The organism is Pseudomonas fluorescens (genome assembly GCF_902497995.1).
Taxonomy (GTDB): domain Bacteria; phylum Pseudomonadota; class Gammaproteobacteria; order Pseudomonadales; family Pseudomonadaceae; genus Aquipseudomonas; species Aquipseudomonas fluorescens_BK.
This window is the reverse complement of the sequence record NZ_CABVII010000011.1, coordinates 67,075-88,127: the sequence shown is the minus strand read 5'-3', so window position 1 is coordinate 88,127 and position 21,053 is coordinate 67,075. Positions and strand designations below refer to the sequence as shown.

Sequence of the window (21,053 nt, the reverse complement as noted above, 5' to 3'; positions counted from 1 at the left end):
GAACATAAGAGCAATGTCCGATCCTCGCCCGGATGCCTTGTAATGCGTGTCTACATGGGCGATACACAAAAAATTCACATAGACAGGGCATCATGGCCAGGATCGATCACCGGCACGGTGCATTTCGACATTTGATGCCTGCTAATGGCGCATTTTAACTAACCTTTTTCTGATGGTCGAAATGAGGCCCTGAACCTATGACTCCCAAACGGGCAGAACTGCCCAGAGCCTGATGTCATCCAGCTCAGCCATCAGCTCCTCGCCTGTGCCGATCTGCCAGCGGCGTTGGCAATAAGAGCTCTGCTGGTCGGCATCGTCTTGAAATTATTGCAGTTGTGAAGCAATTTTTCGAACCCGACCCAGCCTGCCAACCCCACAGAGCAGGTTGACCAAAAAGAATAAAAAAAGATCAAGCAAAAGGGTGCTGCAATGAGGAGAAGCGTCGACATGCAGATCTGAAATATGAAAATGCCATCGAGCATCTGAGATTACTCATGACGCGATACCAATCCCCACCTCAAACACTCCAATAACGTACCGGCATCGATTTTGCTTGAGCGGTCATGGACGCCTGATTGAACAGAGAAATGGGATCGTTATGTATAAAATGAGTACAGGCTATGCCCGCGTGCTGGTGAAAACACTTTCGGAGCAAGGATTGGATGTCGACCGTCTGTGCCAGGAGGCCGGGCTTGATATAAAGCTCACAGCTATACCGGGATCCTTCTGCGAACGAAGCACTCTCTACCGCCTATGGGATCTGGCAGCTCAGGCCTCCAACGATCCGAACATTGGTTTGAAGTCCGCCAAAAACTTTCATCCGGACATTTTTCAGGTCGTCGGCTATACCATGATGTCCAGTTCGAACCTGAAACAGGCATTCGAACGACTGGTTCATTTCAGCCCGTTGATCGGTACGGGTTTCACCCTGTTTGTTGTCCAGGAACAACAGCATTACCGCCTGGTTACGATGGATCACCATCAGCGCGGCTCGATCAAGCCCCGCCAGTACACCGATGCCAGCCTTGGAACACTGCTTGGTGTCTATCGCTGGCTGAGCAGCGGCACATCGCTGAGACCGCTGAGCGTGGAATTCAGCTATCCCCAGCCGAAAGACATCCACGAGCATCAACAGCTGTTTGGCTGTGAGCTGCATTTCGGGGCGGCCTATGACAGCATCCTGTTCGATGGTGAGGAGCTGCTACGTCCGTTGGCCACCGCCAACGAAGGGTTGGCCAAGCTCCATTACAGCTATGCCAATGCTCAGCTCGACCTGTTGAATGACTCCACCATGGTCTGCATGACTCGTGCACTGATCACCAAACGCCTGAGTCTGGAACAAAGCCAGGTACCGTGTGATATGGAATCGATTGCGGCCGCGCTAAGCATCAGCAAGCGAACACTGCAACGGGCACTGGAAAGAGCAGGTACGCAGTTCACGGATATCCTGAACTATGTGCGTCAGCAGTTAGCCGACTTCTACCTGCGTCATTCCCATTTCAATGTGCAGCATGTGACTCACCTGCTCGGCTTTCATGACCACAGCAGTTTCCATAAGGCTTGCCTGCGCTGGTTCGGCATGACGCCTGGTGAGTATCGAGTGATTCAATCATCGCAAGAAGTCAAGGAAACAAAGATTTTCCGAGTCCGCCAGGGTAGGCGTTATACCTTGAGTTGAGCGCCTTCTGCTCATCGCTGGGCGCGACTGTTGGCGGTGTTGTATTCGATCTCAGCGGTTATAAAGCGACATTCGAACTGAGCGCCACGTTGCTCGCTATTGCCGCCGGTCTTGCCGTTTTGGCAGAGCTGCAACGGATGTTCCGGGAATATTGATTCGCCCTCGCCTGACCGGTTCCGGTCGGCACCGCGTACACCACTCGCCCTTTTGGCGAGTGGTGTACTCCGATAAAAAATCTCCATCCTCCTACATCAAAAGCAAAAAGTAGCTGTCAGAGGATTTTCTTGTGGTTTAAGTAGTTGCGAAAATTCCTACAGTTAAATACTGTATGCACGTACAGCTCAATAAGGATAATCCCGTGGCCTCTACCCCTGTTTCTCCTGACGCCTATACACGCATGGGTCTTCGCGTGCAGAAAATCATCAATTCCCCCTCCGCGCAAAAAGCCAAAGCCGCCTTGATCTTCCGTCTGCCGGACGAACCCGTGGACGAGTGGGAACAATTGCTCGAAGAAATCGATGAGAACGACAACGTCACCCTCGCCTATCGCGACGATGGCGGCGTGCAGGTTTTCTGGGTTGTGCCGAAGGAAGACTGAGTCGATGAGTGTCCGCTGGTTTGCTTTGCTGTTTCTGTTCATCACCCTTGGCGCCCAGGCTGGCGCCCCACGCACCTTCAGCGAAGCCAAGAAAGTCGCCTGGAAACTGTACGCCCCGCAATCCACCGAGTTTTATTGCGGCTGTAAATACACCGGCAACAAGGTCAATCTCGCGGCCTGCGGTTATGTACCGCGCAAAAACGCCAAGCGCGCGTCCCGTATCGAGTGGGAACACATTGTCCCGGCCTGGCAGATCGGCCATCAACGTCAGTGCTGGCAAGAAGGCGGCCGCAAGAACTGCACGCGCTACGATCCGGTCTACCAGAAGGCCGAAGCCGACCTGCACAACCTGGTGCCGAGCATCGGCGAGGTTTATCTAGGAGCGCCTCAAATCCTTGGGTTTGTTGACACCTTTCCCGAGCGCCCCTAATCGTCGTTACGCCTCGTTCAAGCAAAAAACAGTCTGAACAATTGTCAACAATTGTCGGAAAGTTTTTCTTCAGCACCGTCTGGCGCGAACTCACCCTAGAGCTGATGTGTGGTCTTTCGACTTAAGGCCACATCAGTTGCAGATGTAGCCTGCCGACTTGGTTTCTAAAACTCAATTTTGATTCCTTTGGCACCGACGAACGAAGGCCTGAAGTGATTGAGTCGTTTGTTGTAGATTTAACACTAAATACGGCAGTGGATTTATTGAACCGGGGCCTTTAGGCTGCAGTGATAATACTGCAAACTAAATTAAAACACAGAACAACGCAAAAACTGACAGCAATAATACAACTGAAAAATAACTAATTTTTTTGCATCTTATTAAGTGCAATTATCATATCTCGCAACTGTCCATTTAAAGATTTATTCCTTTCCCTCAAATCCTTGTTTTCAATAGAGAGCGTTTCATTCAGCAAAATAAGTTCTGATTTTGACACAGCAAGATTCTTTTCGATCGCAGAAGTGAATGCTTCAGCGAGTCGTAAATTTTCCAAGATATGGAACTCGGAGTTAAGCAAGGCTAGCTGCTTTACCAATTCTGGTTTTGTTAATTTTCTGCCGCTCCCGCCTCGCTTAGCACACTTACTAATCCAATACTGATCAAGCTCTATATTTTTCTGAGCTATAAATTTTATCAGATCCGGTTGACGTCGAGAACTGAGCAAACTTGGATCAACCGAACAATCTTTGGCCAAACGTCGAAGAACGATTCGACGTTCTTTTATCGAAAGATGAGCACTCAATTCCATTTTCGATTTAATTATATCAAAATAATAAATGCATTGGACATACAATTTCTTGCACGAAGCTGACTTGACCCAAGATGGCATCTCTTCCACCTCAGCCGGCTTCTTATAGTTATCCAAGCTAAAATCCATCATTTTGTTAACCTGCGTTGTATAATTTTTACAACATCAGCACTCATCTCCTTAATTGTGTCAAGAGGATGTGTGTCAGCAATATTTTGATGCGCTATCGCTATCCGCTCCAAAGTTTTGCACTGAAGGTCATTGTTCATATTGTGCACACAACCACAGCAAAGTTCTGGACAGCTGTTCACATCAACTTTGGGTAGCCCAGTTGAAGAATCAACACATTTTGCCTTGTATTCTTCGCCTTTACGAAGCGCGCAATAGCCCCACTCAAATGCTATGAACCTTACATACAAATCAGCATGCTTTGCTATAAATCCTCCCAACTCACTGAATGAATACACAGATACAGCCTTTAACTCCTTCTCTAACCGTTTAGCTGCCGGCCCATAGAATCTATCCTCCAGGCTACCTTTTGCCACTCGATGCATTACCTCTTTGAGATAGTCACGCTCAAGGCTCATCTTCACAGACTCACTCAGTTTGTTTCTTGTATAGCGCCTCATCTGATAAGATCCTTTTACATGGCGATAATGTTCTCGCAGCTTGGGTAAAATACTTCCATCAAATCGACGAAGAGCGAATTCGGCAAAGGTATGCCGAGCTTGGTGCGGGCTCACAGAACGATGATGTATAACTATATCGGGAAATTTAGGAATGATTTGTTTTAAATAGAACCGCTTAAACCAATAACTGAGGGTATTCTTCGCATATCTACAAGAAACCAGCCACGTTTCGGGCGTCCAGCCTCCCCATTTCAATGTGGCGTTGAAAGCATTTCCTCGAAATCCGCAATGGAAAATAGGGACATCGTATTTTTTTATGTCTACAGCACAAAGATTTTTCATAACAGTCGCAGCTTTGGCAGCCATGCCATGGAGTGAACGAGGAAGCATCACCCCTTTTTCAGTCTTTGTGTTAACAGTTTTGAACCACCACGAACCATCATTATCCTGATAAAAATCGCTTATATCCATTTTTTGAACCTCATTAATTCTGAAAGCACTCAACAATAGAATTATCGTAAGTCCGGCCTTCATAACCAGTTCACAGAAATCACCTAATTCAGTTAAATTTTTCCACGGAAGGGAGTGGAATTGCTTTAGACATCTTTCATCTACAAGCTCTCCAAAGCTAATAAGAGATGTATATGTCTCAGGCTTAATTACTCGCTCAATAGATCCATTTTTTTGCCACTCGCGATAAGCCATTAGTCGATCAAACCCCTTACTACCATCAAACCAAAGCACCGGTGCACATGGAGTTTTACGCCAAGATTCAAAGAACACCTGAGCCAATTTAGCATCTTCCGACTCAATGATTGAAATCGCTTCACTCAGGATAATTGATGCACATGTAAGAGGGATTGAGCCGTAGGTTCCGCCCTCTAACCATTCCTCGTACTCTAAATTTAATCCTTCAAGCAGAGGCCTCATCACATCTTTTTTGAATTTTTTATTGATTACAAATTGGAACCCGTCAAAAATCATTCCTTTATTATAAAGTGTTCTTGACCGTCCAAGAAGGACGCATATAGTGCCGAGCACACTCCTGCTCATGACTTTATCTTTGCCGTCGATGGAAAGCATTAGCGTTCTAATCATTACCTGAGTTTCTGCTAAGCTTAATGAGCTAAGCGTGCGATCGGCATGGATTCTATGCCAGTACTCACATATTCTTTGAATCAATGACACCTCTGTTTTGGCGGCAGAAATACTAGACGGAACAATTCGATTACTTTCATCAGCATACCCCCTTGACACCTTCCCCTTCAAAAACAATAACTGACCATAAACAATTTTATCCTTTGAACAGTCCCACACGAAAGAAACATTAATTATTAGATTTGTACTGACATCCACTAGCCGGAAGTGCGAATCACCGATCGAGTTTGAGGTTGTAGTTTCTTCACCCGCAGACTCTCGCCAAGTTTTAATAATCGTTGACATACGAACCTCAATTTACCGGATAATTGGCGCGGGAAAGTTTCTTGTCCGCATCAGTTCTTGCGCCCCGCTCACTGTCTTTCTATCGAATCGCGCCAGTACGGCATCAGCATAAGCTATTTGCATTATCAGGGCGCTCTCCCGAAGCTCTTCAATACTTGAAAGGCTCTCCAGTTGATTACTACATTCTTCTCGATATGATATAAGCAGCGCAGCTGTGACAGGGCTAATGATGATTATAGTATCTTCACCACGCTCTAGTTGACCAAAGGGAGTTATACCCCAGCCTTGTTTCTGATGAGCTAGTAATAGAGCATCAAACTCCTGAAAATCATTCAAAGTTGGCGTATCAGCTTTCCATCCTAGAGACTCTTTGACCTGATCCACTGTCAGGTATATATTTTGCTTGCATAGATCATTTATTTTTCTTGCGTCAGCAACCATTAACTCACCCACAAGCGAAGCAAATCCTGCTCTTTTTTCTAACCTATACTTAGTGGTACTGGCATGAATGTAATAACGTTCTTTTACACCAAAAGAGTGAGCGGTTGCTGTTGCCCCTACAACCTCTTCCGAGTAACGCCCGAAAGTCTCTTCACTCTTATCAGCACCGGATTTATTATGATGCACTGGATCTTCATCCAAAATAGCTCGAGAGTGAGCTATAATATTCACAGTGATTGATTGTCGTTTTTTTCCGCAAACAAATTCTTCTCCTTTCTCTGCCGCCACTCTTTTTTGGCGCAGCTCATCGTTATGAATAGAAACCTGCTCAAGTATTTTCGCAAACGGCGCAATCTCACTGCTGATTCCCTGCATCTGACTGTAGAGTAACGTGTGCGGAAGCGAGGCTAGAATCAATGGGCGAAAGAAACTACTTTCTAAAACTTGCAGAGACCCTGGTTCTGCCACATCAAAAAGTTTATCTTCAGCCTGAGGAAAAAGCTTTAGAAAGCCGGCGCGAACATTCACATAAGTCGTGTATGCGTGATACCTCAACGACCCCCTCGGATGCAGCGGACTTTGTTGTGGATATTCAGAAGATCGACGTTTGGTATATTCAATTGAGACGGAACTTGACGATATTTTTATATCAGACAGCAATAAGTCATTTATACCAGACTGCTGAATTCGATCTGACCCCAGCAGCCAGGCAAAGCAGATCTCCTCGGCAGGCGTGTGCTTGATCAGAAACAGATAATCCAGATTGACGAAAAGTAGCGGCCCTGGCCACGTTGGGTTTGAAAATTCAAGCCCACCACCAACGGTCAAACCAGATTTAATATAGGTATCCGCTTGCGCTCTAGAAATTTTTTCCCCGCCATCACGTAGCGCACGAATAAAATCTACACGATTTGATAACAAAAACTCTTTAAGAGCACAGTCTTCACTTGACAATACTGCTGCCGCCATGTGCTTATAATCACGTTTATAGTGCCCCCCACTTGCTGTCCATCTCAACCCACTAATATCCCCCTTACATTCACGTAAAAGCTTTTGTAGTTGTTCTTCCACCTGAGTGTTTCGGCGGAGCGCATCACGAAAATCATTCATTATTTGCAAATAGGCATTACAAAACCTCATGCATGATCTGACCAAAAGCTTCTCATCACTTATAATGCCAGTTGTGACTTGGCTTAGACTTGGATGGGATTTAGCACGAGTATTTGGAACCGATGGGATGAACGAAAATATCTTGACCAGCTCTTCTTGTTGTCGACAACCATCTTCATCTACATACATAAATTGTAATGCCCAAACGACTACTTGTCTGAGCTGGGCTATATATTGACATATTGACCCTGCCGAAAGCTTCTTCAGCTTAAGATACGAGTGATAACGCTCCACGACATCTGATGGCAGTGAGCGTTCGTCTCGGAATTCTTCCTGGATCCACAGGAACACGTTGCTCACAAATCTGAATTTAACATAATTAGCATCAAAGTTATTTGATTGTGTTTGCGTTAGATAGTTAAGAAGCGCAATGCAGAATGTGCATTCTCGAAACAACTCTGGCGCTTCTATACAATGTTCAGTAACCTTTCCACCATACGAACTTCGCGCAAAAACTCGCGCGGAATACTGTGTATTAGAAATAGGCGGCTTTACACATTCATACGAGCCACCATCAACCAGAGAAAATCTCTTTGTTTTATCAGCGCTAGGTATCTTCATCCTCCAATGCCCTCCGGACTTTTTCCCGACGATAAATCAACCCATCAAATACAATATATTCTTTCGTTGTATCTTCATCTTCGTGCCCCATTTGCTCCGGCACATATTCCCAAGGATCAAATCCGTTCTTATAACAAAAGTCTACTAGGTTTGTAGCATAGGTATGACGAAGGCAGTGAAAGGTTAAATCATTAAAAGCACTAGTACTTACATAGTAGTGATTACGTGTATTTGCTCCCAGGCTTTCAAGTAGGGACGGCATTCGATGCTGAACACATCGCTTGGCCGATCTGAATACATCTGTAGCGAATGACTCCCTTAGCGCATCACCATGAGTGGAGCAAATAAGCGGGCCGTCTTTGATATTTTTCCTTCGCCCATCCATGAAATATTTAATTTTTTTTGTCAATGAAGGTGAAAAATCCACACTCCTTAATTTATTTCTTTTCCCGAAAATCTTAACTTTTATGGTATTCTCACCAACTTTCTCAGCTTCTGAAATCAGTAAGCTTAAATCCGAGGTAATAAGATTACGATTATCAGTCACTTCACTTGTTCTCAACCCCGCACGAAATCCCAACTCCAAGGCCAACTCGTTTCGCTCTCTTATTAAATCAGAGCGCGCTACAACACCACTGAGTACTTCCTCGAAAAGAACACGATCGAGATACTGATTTTTTAAATTAAAGTTAATTTTTCTTGTTTCACTTCGGTACTGTTTAGATTCATCACGCTTATAGTAATATGTAAAACTCTTTGGAGCACCCAAAAATCCGGAAACCCATCCAAACATATAAAACCCTTTAATACTTGATATGTGACGCGCAATAGAGTTATCCTTGAGCTCTTTCTCCCGTATCAAGTGAAAATGTATATAACTAGTCATTTCTCCATCCGTAACATCACGCCAATCCATACTCATTCTCAAAAAGTAATCAAATAAAGACTTCAGATCCTCAGCAATCGCTCTAAGAGAATGTTCTAATATTCCTCGCTGCGCTTCAGATAAAAGAAATAAACTAGGCGCAGGAACAATGGACACAGTACGTAATCCGTAGTCCATCAGCAATGCATAGGTGCTTAACTCCGTCCCAGACCATATAATATTTTGCACCCTTCGAATTTCCATAGAGATCACTGACCGAATTAAATAATCCCCCAGGTAGCACCAACGGTTTGAAGAATTGTTCGGATCAGCGAAAAGCAAATCTCCCGGCTTAAATTTTGATAACCACTCGGCGCTCAACTTACGAACTGGTACAGGATAAGCATGAGAGTCGTTCGTCTTCTTGAAATATACAAACAAGTAACTATCAGACATTTCCACTGCTTTGCATCCGCAGAATTCAGTAAGGCTGATTCCTGAACAGAGCAAGTCGAAAACCACCAGTTCTTTTAGTTTTTTTGAACCCAACAAATCATCATGGATTTTCCTTAGATCTTCTCCGACTAGAGGCAATGGCGCTAATTTATGCAAGCTCATCGATGCACCTCCCAGGAATCTCCTTGAAAGCTAGATCGCAACTGCGCTAGGTGTCAAATTTTTTTTAAAAAAAAACTTATGAAAACCGATAAAAATCAATTATTTACCATATATTGCCATCCTCAACTAACAAACAAGTAAACACTGCAAACATCCGTAAAATAACCATTTTCTCGCGCAGGAGTTGATGCACCAAATCTGCAAAAAATGGCTGGGGTTACGACTTTTTTATCAAAAAAATAAATTTAGCCTTAAGCTCATCCAACGTAGAACAGGGAGCTATTCGTCCAGAATTTGGACACGCTGAGCTCTTGTTCCATGCACTCAAAAAACCCTTGTCCAGGGCTTATGTGGGCTACCAGCTCTCGCAACGTGCTAACCAATTGCACCAGCTCTTGGACTTGAGCTACAGGTAACTGAGACTGCCTCCTTGGCGAAGAGCTCCGAACATTTGCTACGCGGTATCCAAACGCGGCCTGGGCGTCATGGGGTGACTACGATGCTCGGCAGCTTGAACGCGATGCTGGGTTTGCTGCGTGCCCTTCTCTGCTCGAAGGCTTGCCACATTTCAATGCCAGGAAATGGTATGCCGGCCTATATGACAATCGACCGAAAGGACTTATGCAAACGGTGGAGTCGCTGGGTTTGGATTGGCAGGGTACCTACCATCGGGGGATAAATGCTCGGCTGACGGCATGAGCCGGGCCAGGTGCCCGAGAAAGCGATGTCCTATTTGGGCTGCTGTTTTAGCACCGCTGATCGATCGGCGGGGATGTGTCGAACAGCCGAGTCTCTGCCCTGTGGGCTTGAATCCTCACATCGGCATACTCCACTAGTTTTCTAACGCGAACTGTAACGTAACTTTCTGGTTCAACTTAAGTGGCGTTACAGAGCAAAAAGTACGTTACAGGCAGCTGAGATCGCGTGGTTCACGGCGCCTAGAACGTCATTTGCCCGGCAGGCACTCGATGCCGGAAACCCTCACTTCAGAAGTCTTCGCCATCAGCACATACGTGCGTCCCTGGCGCCGAGACCTCCGCTCACACTCACCCCTTGTGCTTCCTCCCCAGTAATCGGCGACCGCGGCCTTCAAGCCTTAATCAAAAATCAATGGGTATACTCTTAATATACTGATTACAAAAGAAAAATTACCACTGGTCGCTTCATCTTGACCGACGTCCTCCTGTCGACTTCAGTAATCCTTACCCCTCAGGAGAGAAGCCGCCATGATCTTTTCACACCTGCTTCACCTCGAAAGCCCTCCCGTAGCGCTCGATGGTCTCCACTATGCTGTCTTCAGCTGCCTACAGTGGAAAACCCCCAATCTTGAACTGATGACCCAGGCATCCAAGCAGCGCTTCGCAATCTTGTACAACCAGCCTCTAGAGAACAGCTTCGTCATGGAGACACTGGAGCAAGCACACATCCAAGGTGCCATGTCCGGGGTAAAGGTGGTCGCAGTTCACAAAAATTTGCTCTATCTCTTTTTGAGCAGAGAGGTGGCCAGCATCACCTTCCCTGCTATGGAGACCTTGTGGACTCCGATCACCGAGCTGGATCTCAATCAGGGATTGAAAGTAGATTTCGCGTGTGAGAACGAAGTCTATTCTTGCCGCTCCGATTACGCATTTTGGCCAGCGGTCAAAGAAATCCTTGCGTCCAATGAATTGGGAGTTGAGCAGTATGTGACGCCTATACTCGGTCGCTCCCAAGATATCGTTGACGATGCGATCGAGCTCCGATTTGCCGCTGGGGACATAGGGCTGTGTGCCTCAGCAACCCCGGCGATGCAGCTTGAACACGCTTCCTCTTTAGAGTGTCTTAAGTGCTCGAATGCGTGGAGGCAAACTTCGAGTCTCGAGGATTTTCCTCCAGAGCTAGAGCCTTTAAATCAGAGCGAGCTTGAGGCCATTGGTCAAGCCGTTAAGCGCAGGGGCAACCTCCGTGATGCGTGCCTGTATGCATTGTTGTGTGTTGAAGGGCTCCGTGTAAATGAAATCAGAGAGATGAAGGCGAGTGATTTGTCCAAGAATGCATGCATGACCGTGCAGTTAGCCAAGAAGTTTTGGAAAACAAGGACGCAAGCGCTGTCTGCCGATGCTTACGCCTTGATCAACCATTATGTTGAAGCAAGCGGCCTCTCTGGTAATGACTTTCTATTTCCCTCAGCTGGAGACTATAAACAGCCGATTAGCCCTGCTGTCATGAAGAAAGTGTTTAAGTCGTGGCTCATTGAAGCAAATATTGCCCCTCGACATCTCTCTTTACACAGCATCGGGCGGGCCTTGAGGCTGGAGCGTTCGGAGGCTGTAATGCAAAGCATTGTTCGCAAACTTGGACACTCCCAGCAACTGATGACTGAGTGTTACCTCTCCCCGCGCGTTAGGAAGCCAGACGCTTAATATTTTAGCCGGACTGTCACGAGTTGTGTCGGTGCAAACCCTCTTACGCAGAGACGATCATCACAGTCCCTTCGCCAAAAACGGTGCCCATCTCATGATCTATTCCCGCTGGCTTTATACCGAACATGAGCAACCCCACAATGATGATGGTGAGGGGGCGTATACAATTTTCTCTACGCAGCAATTATGGGGCGCTAACTGCATACCACTTGATTCTGTATGCATTCAAAGATTTGCTGTGCTGTGGGAAGGTAGCCCCGACACAAGGGTAATCGATTTGATTGAGCAGTCGATTGTCATAACCATCCTCTCCCCTGTGAAGCTGTTGAGTGCCTCCAAAGGGATGCTTGTCGTTGTGTATGACTCTATTTTAATCGGCGAGACGTATGAGCTGTTTCAGCTCACTTGGGAGAAGCTTGCTTCCGGTGTGATGTATGACGAATGGACTGTACTGTTTATCAAAGATACCGACGCAGGATTCGGCTTCGATGGCGGCAGGATATTTAGACAATTCGCTCGTGAAATTCTGGATAACAACGAGCTCGGAATCACAGACTTCACGCCTGATATGTTCTTGTTTAAGGATGACTGGACACCTGAAAATGTCTTTGGGACAGACTTTCGAGAGAAAGCGGAGGCAAAGGCGAAAGAGTTGCGAGAAGACCCAGATTTTTTTGACGATGACATAATTTTTTGAGACCAGTCGACTATCGCTTCCAGACCAAAAAAATCATGTGTAAAGGAAATGATCGTGATTTTGTCTTCCGACTCAGCAGCCTTGTTTGAAAGGTACATTGAGGCAGCGAACCTTTCAGCAGGTGACTATCTGTTTCCGTCCGCAGGCAACGCCAAGCGCCCGATGAGCACGGAGGAGTTGAACCGGATTGTCCAGCCTTACCTACTCGAAGCCCTGACTGCCCGTACAAAAACATTCCAATTCACCTGATCCGGCGGTCTGTAGCTTTCAATATCCTGAAAGTCATGAAACCGCAGTCCCTGGCGAATTTTATGGGACACAGTTCAACTCAATTAATCAGTTGCCACTTGCCAAGTTTCAAAAAATTAAATGAGTAAAGTGTTATCGGGTAGACCAGGCTTTGTGAATGCAAGGTTTAGTCACTTCGCCAAACAGGTGACCTACCATGACCTATTCTCATCTACTTCACATCGAACATGAGCAATCTCACATTGACGATCATGGTGGAGCATATACAGTATTTAGTACTAAATTTCCCTACGATAACGATGTAGAGCCTACCGGTCTACTTGTTCAAAATTTCGCTGTGCTATGGGACAGAACTTTCAACCCTAGCGTTATAAAATTCATCGAACATGCTATTATGGCAAGCGTGTTTTCACCCATAAAAATTATACATTTATCTAAAGGCATCCTCTCTATAGTTCACTGCTGGGATACAGAGGACACGGATATCAACAAAGCTACGCACGCATGGATGAGAATAGCCAAGAGAGTCTCTCATAATGATTGGATGATAGATACATACGATGAAACTGAGGTTGGTAGTGGCGATGAACGCAGCGAAGCCATTGGGAGCTATGCATATATTATTATGGACTGCCATAACTTAGGCATTAAACAAGGTAGGATCTGATGCCTTGGTCGATATTCCTCGATCGATAACAGCACTTCACCTCCATCTGAAAAACCTAACCCTAGCCGGGCCAGCCGGCCCGAACCGGCGACAAATCCTCTCGCCGCCCCTCACCACTCAGCCTCTTTCGAAATCTACACTCGGCGCATGACAAGCGCTTCAAGCGCGGATAATGTCAGTACCATGAACGAATCAAATCCTGCTTCATCCGTATCCACGATCCTTTCTCGCAATGAGACGGATGGCACAGAAACCTCCAAGAATGATCGGGAGCTTTGCGAGTTTCTGACGCTGTTAGAGGACGATATCCTGAGTAACCCTGGGAAGCTGATCGCCCTCGATTCAACTCTCCAAGTTAGCCTCGATTCTTTGATCGGCGCCATCGATGTTGACATCAACTCTCCGCTCTCAGCGGATGATGAATGAATGCTCGGCACTGGCGCAATGGACGGCGCCTGCAGTCAGGATGGAGCGAGAGCTGGATGGCTCGTAACCTGTACAAACTCCAAGTAAGGTTTCCCATGCCATGAGCATCGAAGCAAAACTCCTTCATCTCCAAGCTATCCAAAACCTCCTCGCGCCATACCACTATCTGTATTGCGTAGACCTTGAGGCAACCTGCGATGAGATTGAGAAATCTGAGCCGCCACGTTCGCTCACAGTCGCCCCCGAGCAGATGGAAACAATTGAGATTGGCCTGGTGGTGATTGATTTGGAGTCACTTGAAATCGTCGACGAATTCCAGCGCTTCGTTCGGCCTCAGATCAACCCTACCCTGACCGATTTCTGCACGAAGCTTACGTCCATTCAACAACCCGACGTGGATGGTGCCCGAACCTATCGAGAGATTGGCGAAGAGCTACGAACATTTGCTCATAGTTATCCAAACGCGGCTTGGTCATCTTGGGGCGACTATGACGCAAGACAGCTTGAGCGCGATGCCGGCTTAGCTGGATGCCCTTCCCTGCTCGAGGGCTTGCCGCATTTCAATTCCAGGAAATGGCATGCCGGCTTATATGACGATCGACCTAAATCACTTAAGCACACGGTAGAGTCGTTGGGCTTGGTTTGGCAGGGTACCTATCACCGTGGGATAGACGACGCAAGAAATGTGGCCTCCATCGTGAAGGAAATGCTTAGCTAACTGATGAGCCGGGCCCATTGGCCCGAAGGATCGACCTCCCCGTTGACGCCACTTTATGCCGCAGCTTAGCTGGCAAGCGATGACCTGAAACCGAAATGAATTGAACACAACCTCTCCCCTCAGGGCCGCTCGCGGTTCGAAAGGCGCGGCTGCACATTCAGGAATTAACCACCGTGGCACTTTTTGAACTTCCGCCCTGACCCACACGGGCACGGCTCGTTGCGACCTACTGCCCCCATCTGGGAACGGAACGCCACACGTCTGCTTTCACTGATGATGCTGCCAATCAGTAGAGTTTGGCCATGCAGCTCCTGCTTCTGCCAATCTTCCAGGCCTTCCATGTAGGGGTCTAGCCGCCTGATTTCAGAGATTGCACCTTGGTGATCACCACACCGAGCCAGTATCACCGCATACTGACTTCTGACCTGAACCAGCCTTCCGATAAGACCTGCCCCAGTAACGACCGGCAGGACATGCTGTTCCATGACCTCCTTTGCACCCACGAAGTCTTTGACCCCCACAAATTCATCGGCCAAGTCTTGCCCTACCCGCACAATCGACTCGTACCCCTCCACCATTCCATAAAATTTCATGGCATGGATACGTTGCAGGAGCGCTTTCAACCCCTGGCCTTCGCGAGCTTTGGCGTACACTTCCAAGGCGTCCGCAAGGTGCTTGATGTGCTCATGGACATTTGGTGGTCGCTTGATGACCTCCCACAGGACATCCGAATTTTTGCCCCTCACAGTTTTAGGCGTCAGCCCCAAGATCTCAAAGTATTCACTGACCACTTTCTCGCACATCGCTTCAGCGGCTTTGTGGCGCTTCAACTTCCACAGCGCGACTGCGTGGTTGTAATCGAATACTCGGCGGTAGTCGGGGTCGGGAATTTTCGGGGTGGCGTACGCTACTGCCTGCTCAACCTCTTCCGCACGGCCCTGGTCGGACGCCAGCAGCACTTTTCGCATCGCCCATGCGATCTGCTCGCGGGCCTCGAATCCGTGAGTATCAAGAAGCTGCTGCATCATCGAGAGAGGTTCAGCCGCCTCGTCAAAGCGCCCTTCTCGCATGTAGGAAAACACTAGGGCATCAAGCGCCCAGAACGCCTCGTGTGGGTTGAGTTCGTCCGCATCAAGTGCCCGCTTCAAGCTGGAGGTTATGTCGACCGATATACCCATCTCGTAAAACAGTTCCTCGCCTGCGAGGCCGATCAGGGTCATCACATCGTGGAGCCTGATAAAAACACGCGTGAGCAGCGAAAACCGCGAGACATCACGACTCTTTTCCAGGCTTCGGATCAGCAGCTCCTTCAGCGCTACCAATGCCTCAGTGATCACGGGCTCGCCCATGAGCTCCAGGTGACGTAGGCCCAGAGTACGGACAGCGTCATGGACTTTGAGTGTCTTGGCGCCAAACACCTCAACTGTCCCTGTGGCCTGGATTTTTTTGATGGCCGCAGCCGCGCCGCCTTGGGACAGCTTGAGCGTAGCCGATAGCAAACGGACGACTTCCTCATGCGTGAGCCCTGTATCAGCAAGGCTGACAATGGCTAACGCGTTCTGGGTAATCTGCTCGAAACCATCGTAAACGCGAGCCAGGATGACCTCCTGGGCCGTTTCCACTACGTTCGATTGCTGGCCGAGATCGACACAGAGCGCCTCGATGTCTCCGCCATATTCTGACAGGGCAACCGTAACGGCGCTGTCAACGTACAGTGGCAACCCACCGGAGTATGTTCGGAGTTGCTCAAATGCCCGTGCACTGCCGAACGCGCCGGCGTCACTGGCCACCCGTGCCACGGTATCCAGATCCCACCCGAGAAGCGTCTCCCGCCGCAACGTCATGACCGCTTCAAGTTCCCGGACGTTTTCATGGGGCTGGCACAGAAGTGTGAAACGGATGTGGCGGGTCGCGCTCAGCAAATCTCGCAGGTAGGCGACTGGCACGCGGTGCGCGTTGTCTATAACAACAACCAAGGGCGCCTGAGCCTGTTCCAAAAAGCGGTCGAATGCCCGAATGGCTTCGTATCCGCTAGCACCAGGCAACAGAATTTTCCGAATACCTTCGGGGTCTTTTTGGGAGTACTTGGAGGCAAGCTCGCGCACGATTGAGCTCGCAATCGAGGGCCCTGGGAGGTCACCAACGTCGTAGTAGGCACATGGTTCAGGGCTATGCAGAGCCGCGTAGGCTGCCCAAGTCGTTTTCCCGGCACCGGACAAACCGCAAATGATCCGTACCCGCTCCGCCGATACCAGTGCAGGTTCGTTCTGTTGAGGCCTGTAGGAGGCAGGCGGCGTAGGAAAATCTTGGAGCTGAACGATCAGTTGCTCGAACAAGCCCGGCAAGTCCGAAGTGCGGAATACGTGCTTGGCGTTTCCGTTACCGCCAGCGGACGCCAGCATCACCAACCCCGCCATTTTCCAGGTCAGCGCAGAAGGTGAGAGAAGCGAGAACTGCAGCTTTTCAGCCAAGTCTACGCACCACTGGGCCGCCTCCTCCAATGTCACCCACGCAGGCGGAAGGTATTCAGGGCGCGGGGCCTTCGATCCGGGATAGAGATAAATCAGATCCGAAGGCGTCTGTTTCTCGTCTACCTCCGCCTGAAGCGTTCTGCCGAGTGGCTGGTTCGCAACGATCACGAACTCTGGATTCCCAGAACGACCCTCAGGCCCATGCGACTGCCGAATCTGCTCGAAGCGCTCCAATGCGCCTGTAACGTCGCCAGGCATCAGCGGCTGAGAGCGTGTTTTGACCTGGACATAGACTCGTCCAGCATCAGTGCTGAGTTCGATGTCTTCATCCAGCTCGACCAGCACCTCTTTGACGCCCGCAGCCTGCGCCAAGAACAAGCAACCCACACCATACAGGTGCTGATACAGGAAACCTCTGTGCAGAGACTCGATGCGCTTGAGCTGGGCAGGATCAAGCACGTCCACGGTGTTGAGTTGGTCGTCGGATTGCATAGGGGTTTCCACTTCGCTCTGGCAGAAGGCTTCTGTGCTCAGGCAGAACCGAGCACCGGTGACGGTGCAACATTCTGTGGTGATTGGTGCAAAAGATCGAGCAGAAGCGCTAGCGACCGTGGCTCGGCATAGGCCGCCATTTACGCCAGTCAGTCCACGACTCAATCCCATGACGACGGCAATCGAGGTGGGTCACTGGCGGTGGACGCAAAGCGAGGGCATAAAAGCCTCGTGGCGAGCCAGGCATCCTTGCAGCCATGCCACCAGAATTCCTGCGCGCAGCGCCGCTGCTGGATTACGCCATCGACAAAAAGAGATTCCAGGCTTCGAGGTACGGATTTGAAAGTCCGCCACGTTTGCGAAACTGACCCGCGCTGGATCGACTATAGTTTGCGTGGCAACGTGCAAACCCAAATTGGGCCAAGCTAGCAGCGCCCTTCCCCAATCTGCACCAATGGCAACGGAAGGGGAATCAGCCGCCCGGCCAGCTTGGAGAGGCTCACAAGCATCAGCAGCATTAGGACGGTATAGGCTGACTGCATACGACGGTATTCCTCCTATCCCTGGTACATCGGGATTAGGTTGATCAGTGGGCTCATCCAAGCGGGGGACTGCACATACCACGCTAAGCAGGCGGCAACTCAGCGGGCAGCTCCCCGGCTCGCTCGCGGTCAGCAACGCTCACTACGCAACGCTCGATGAACTGAAGCTCCTGGGTGAGCTCAATGGAGCGCTTTTCCAGCGCTTTCAACCCTGCCTGGTGCTCTTTTTGTACCTCTTCAGGTGCTCTGGCAAGTCCTGCCAATTTCCTGCGGCTCTTCTCGAGTTTTTCATTTACCTCTGCAAGGTACCTTTCTCCGGACTCCTTCTTTTTGTCCATGAAAAGCTGGCATTCCAGGAAACGGATCGCGTCATAGATTTTCAAGACCTCGCCACTGGTCTTGGAGTGCACAAAGTTCAGGCTTCCTTCATCAAAGGCATGGTGTTCTTGGTTTTGGCCACCCCAGTTCACCAGATCATTCTTGATGAAATTGAAGTGCGATAGGTCGTAGTCAATGAAGGGCTCCACCAGCTTGAAGGTGTGCTCCTGGCTCACCTGCAGGTACATACTCTTCTTGAGCTGCGATTTGTTGAAGTTCGCGGTGACCTGGACGCCGTTCTCAATGCAGAACTCCAGCACCATGGACTCGAACCAGATCCGGCAATACAGCAATGCTTGCCGAACGTCGAAAACCGACAGCGCCACGTGCACCTTTTTCTGAAAACCACCTGCGTGATCAATGACCACGATGCCTTTGTTCGTGTAGCTGAGCACATGGTTTGCGTGCTGGTCGCATTGAGGATGACGGTCAGCGATGATGCAGAAGCGCTCCCAGAAGAGGCGATCATGGGTGGTCACCACCATCTGGATCCGACGCAGGTAAGTGTCATTGAAAAACAGATCAATGATGTTGGATCGGTGATCCGTGTCGATCGCATTGACGACGTCATCAAAGACGATGAGGGGAAAATTGTTTTTCTCAGCCATCGCCAGAAGAATCGATAAGCCCAATGCCCTCAGATGCCCCTCGCTGAGCACAGCAAACGCATCCAGCAGAGACCCGTCCACGTTGGTGATCTTGATCCGGTAACTCTCCGTGAGCTTTTCAAAGGCCAGTGTCTCTATCTGCTCATGGTCATCGTCATGGTTATTGATCGCTCGGTAGTACTCGGCAGCCTTGGCTTCGATCCCTGTAATGCGCGCTTTTTCGAGCTCTAGCTTGTAACCCAGCAGGTCGCCATACAGCGTTCGGTATTCAACCTCAAGATCCTTGAGCAACTGGTTGTAGTGACTGTTATCCACAGAATCGTTGAGCAAAAACGTTCTCTGCCCCATAAAGGCAAGCATTCTGTTATTGGCGGTTTTGAACTCGGTTTCTGCACGGGTTTTGATGTCGAACTGTCGCTTCAACGATTCATCTACCTTCTTGAGGAGTTCGATGAGCTCATCGAGACGGGCCGCTTGAACTTCTGCCTGGTCAACCTCTCGCCGCTTACGCTCGCAGGCGCGCAGATAGGCCTCGATTTGGGCTGTACTGTCAGCACAGAGCGCGATGAAAGCATTGAGGACAGACGCCGCCACTGTCGAGCGATCAGTGGCCGTATGGAATTCTGCGAGCACCGCTTCCAACGCGTCCATCGCCAGTGGGCAAGGTACATCAGCGTAAACATTACCTTTCACGGAACTGATCCCAGTAGCGATCCTTGAAGCCCACAGGACAACTTGAGCATCATTTCTCAGCTTGGATTGCTTCAGGGCCTCCAATGCTCCGAGCGCTTTGATCTGGTCGCGAGCCCTTTCAAACGGGTTCACCGTGACCTGATCAAGTGGCGTCAAACAGGCAGGACAGGTCTGCTCAGACTGTTGTTCAATGGCTTCCAAGGCTTCAAAAACAGCGCGATAGTTAACGTCACTGGCCCTTTGCAGAAAAATTGTCTCGATCTGAGTTCTGCGGTTGAGCAACCGCTTGGCGATGGCAGAAGTACGTGCAACACCTTTCACAGGAATGACCACTGGTGCTTTGGCTGCTCGCAGTCGCTCGGCCCCACGGATGTGCATGTCTATCGTTTTGCGCAGCCGCTGTACCTTCGGACGAATTTCGAAATCCTGATCGGGCCGCAGCCCCAAGAGCTGACATATCTCCGAAATCGCGGCTTGAAGATCTGCCCTGTGCTTGCTCCGCTGTTGAACTAGTTCTGTTCGAGCGCGTTCGAGGTTCGTCAGTGCCTCGGCTTGGTCGGCACGCATAAATGCTTTGAGCGTAAAGCTTTCAGGGCGGACGAAACGAGAAATGACTTCTTGAAGCTCTTCTAAGCCGAACAAGGTGGCCAGAACATCACTTTCGCCACTGCCTGTGTCCTTGGAGCCCAGGAGCGAAAACTCCTGAAGGCGATTGCGATCAATGAAACAACTCGACCAACTGATACTAGGCGTAATTTTGAGCTTATTCGTTCCCAAGAGAGCGAGCTGAGGCTTGGTTTCTCCACGTGCAATGTACTGCTTGACCTTGGTCTTGCGCCTGGCGGCTTCCTTGATGTCCCCAGTGGTGCAAATTTCGATGGCTTCGCAGAGCGATGATTTACCGCCACCATTGGGCGCGTAGAAAATGTTTTTCAGCTTACTGAATCGAATGAACGTGCCTTTATCGTCGGCGCCAAACTCCCCAAAGCCACGGAAATTCTTGACGCGAAGGTAATCCAACGCCCCCAAGCCCGAGGGTGGTATTCGATCCAGTTCAGGCCTTTTATCGAGCACTTTCTTGAAACGAGCAGCGACACGTTGGTAGTTGCGACCCAGCAGCTGATCCGACGCCGTGGTGATGTGTGATTTGATGTGGTCGGAGTAGCGGCCCTTGCTTTGGTTAGCCTGGTACATACACCAGAGAAGCACCAAGTAAGCATCAGTGCGCCCCTCAAGGTTCTGCCTTGCAAAACTTAAAAGGTACTGACTCATCGCGCATCCTCCCTGGTGCACATCAGCGTAACCGGACTGGCATCAAGAAGCCATTACCAAGCGCTCTGGAAAGGCCGGAGCTCGGATAACCTTGGACAGTCTCGTGCAAGACAGGTAAGCGCCCAACCTGCCTCTCAGCCCCAGATACAGAGATATTGATCCCGTAGTCTGATCCCAAGCACTTTTTAGAGGGCTGT

Annotated in this window: 14 protein-coding genes and 1 pseudogene; 9 read left to right on the top strand and 6 right to left on the bottom strand. The window is 49.2% G+C overall.

Annotated elements, in window-relative coordinates; all coding sequences use genetic code 11:
• Positions 1–553: 553 nt before the first annotated feature.
• From F8N80_RS14660 to F8N80_RS14650, 3 genes and pseudogenes are all read left to right on the top strand, one after another.
• Positions 554–1,678 (top strand): AraC family transcriptional regulator, encoded by a 1,125-nt coding sequence (locus tag F8N80_RS14660; protein ID WP_224790685.1) that lies wholly within the window; start codon positions 554–556, stop codon positions 1,676–1,678.
• A gap of 328 nt (positions 1,679–2,006) precedes the next feature.
• Positions 2,007–2,276, top strand: a complete 270-nt coding sequence (locus tag F8N80_RS14655) for a DUF1654 domain-containing protein (protein WP_191632929.1) — start codon at positions 2,007–2,009, stop codon at positions 2,274–2,276.
• Between the two features lie 4 nt (positions 2,277–2,280).
• Positions 2,281–2,649, top strand: a pseudogene (locus F8N80_RS14650) (endonuclease); the annotation flags it as partial.
• Positions 2,650–3,067: 418 nt separating this feature from the next.
• Here the strand turns inward: F8N80_RS14650 and F8N80_RS14645 are convergent.
• Genes F8N80_RS14645 through F8N80_RS14630 form a run of 4 tightly spaced genes read right to left on the bottom strand, consistent with a single transcriptional unit; the run spans position 3,068 to position 9,241 of the window.
• The gene (locus F8N80_RS14645; RefSeq protein WP_150784133.1) at positions 3,068–3,631 is read right to left on the bottom strand and encodes a hypothetical protein; all 564 of its coding nucleotides are present in this window, start codon (positions 3,629–3,631) and stop codon (positions 3,068–3,070) included.
• A gap of 11 nt (positions 3,632–3,642) precedes the next feature.
• Positions 3,643–5,586, bottom strand: a complete 1,944-nt coding sequence (locus F8N80_RS14640) for a hypothetical protein (protein ID WP_150784132.1) — start codon at positions 5,584–5,586, stop codon at positions 3,643–3,645.
• Between the two features lie 12 nt (positions 5,587–5,598).
• The gene (locus F8N80_RS14635) at positions 5,599–7,758 is read right to left on the bottom strand and encodes a hypothetical protein (RefSeq protein WP_150784131.1); all 2,160 of its coding nucleotides are present in this window, start codon (positions 7,756–7,758) and stop codon (positions 5,599–5,601) included.
• Positions 7,745–9,241, bottom strand: a complete 1,497-nt coding sequence (locus F8N80_RS14630) for a tyrosine-type recombinase/integrase (RefSeq protein WP_150784130.1) — start codon at positions 9,239–9,241, stop codon at positions 7,745–7,747. The genes F8N80_RS14635 and F8N80_RS14630 overlap by 14 nt, the downstream gene beginning before the upstream one ends.
• 1,226 nt (positions 9,242–10,467) lie before the next feature.
• Here F8N80_RS14630 and F8N80_RS14620 point away from each other — a divergent pair.
• The 6 genes from F8N80_RS14620 to F8N80_RS14595 all read left to right on the top strand — a co-directional run bounded on the left by F8N80_RS14620 (position 10,468) and on the right by F8N80_RS14595 (position 14,400).
• The gene (locus F8N80_RS14620) at positions 10,468–11,643 is read left to right on the top strand and encodes a tyrosine-type recombinase/integrase (protein WP_150784129.1); all 1,176 of its coding nucleotides are present in this window, start codon (positions 10,468–10,470) and stop codon (positions 11,641–11,643) included.
• 94 nt (positions 11,644–11,737) lie between these two features.
• Positions 11,738–12,340: a hypothetical protein gene (locus tag F8N80_RS14615; RefSeq protein ID WP_150784128.1), complete on the top strand. Its 603-nt coding sequence runs from the start codon at positions 11,738–11,740 to the stop codon at positions 12,338–12,340.
• Between the two features lie 54 nt (positions 12,341–12,394).
• Entirely contained in the window at positions 12,395–12,589 is a 195-nt protein-coding gene (locus F8N80_RS14610) for a hypothetical protein (protein WP_150784127.1), read from the top strand.
• Positions 12,590–12,785: 196 nt separating this feature from the next.
• Positions 12,786–13,256: a hypothetical protein gene (locus tag F8N80_RS14605; RefSeq protein ID WP_150784126.1), complete on the top strand. Its 471-nt coding sequence runs from the start codon at positions 12,786–12,788 to the stop codon at positions 13,254–13,256.
• A gap of 183 nt (positions 13,257–13,439) precedes the next feature.
• Positions 13,440–13,682, top strand: coding sequence for a type II toxin-antitoxin system PrlF family antitoxin (locus F8N80_RS14600; protein ID WP_150784125.1), 243 nt, complete (start codon positions 13,440–13,442; stop codon positions 13,680–13,682).
• A 100-nt stretch (positions 13,683–13,782) separates the two neighbouring features.
• Positions 13,783–14,400: a 3'-5' exonuclease gene (locus F8N80_RS14595; RefSeq protein ID WP_150784124.1), complete on the top strand. Its 618-nt coding sequence runs from the start codon at positions 13,783–13,785 to the stop codon at positions 14,398–14,400.
• Between the two features lie 164 nt (positions 14,401–14,564).
• On the opposite strand, the gene F8N80_RS14590 is transcribed toward F8N80_RS14595, so the two are convergent.
• Both F8N80_RS14590 and F8N80_RS14585 read right to left on the bottom strand, forming a co-directional pair.
• Positions 14,565–17,363 (bottom strand): SEC-C metal-binding domain-containing protein, encoded by a 2,799-nt coding sequence (locus F8N80_RS14590; protein ID WP_150784123.1) that lies wholly within the window; start codon positions 17,361–17,363, stop codon positions 14,565–14,567.
• Between the two features lie 625 nt (positions 17,364–17,988).
• On the bottom strand, positions 17,989–20,856 hold the full coding sequence (locus tag F8N80_RS14585) for an AAA family ATPase (RefSeq protein WP_150784122.1): 2,868 nt from the start codon (positions 20,854–20,856) through the stop codon (positions 17,989–17,991).
• Positions 20,857–21,053: the final 197 nt, after the last annotated feature.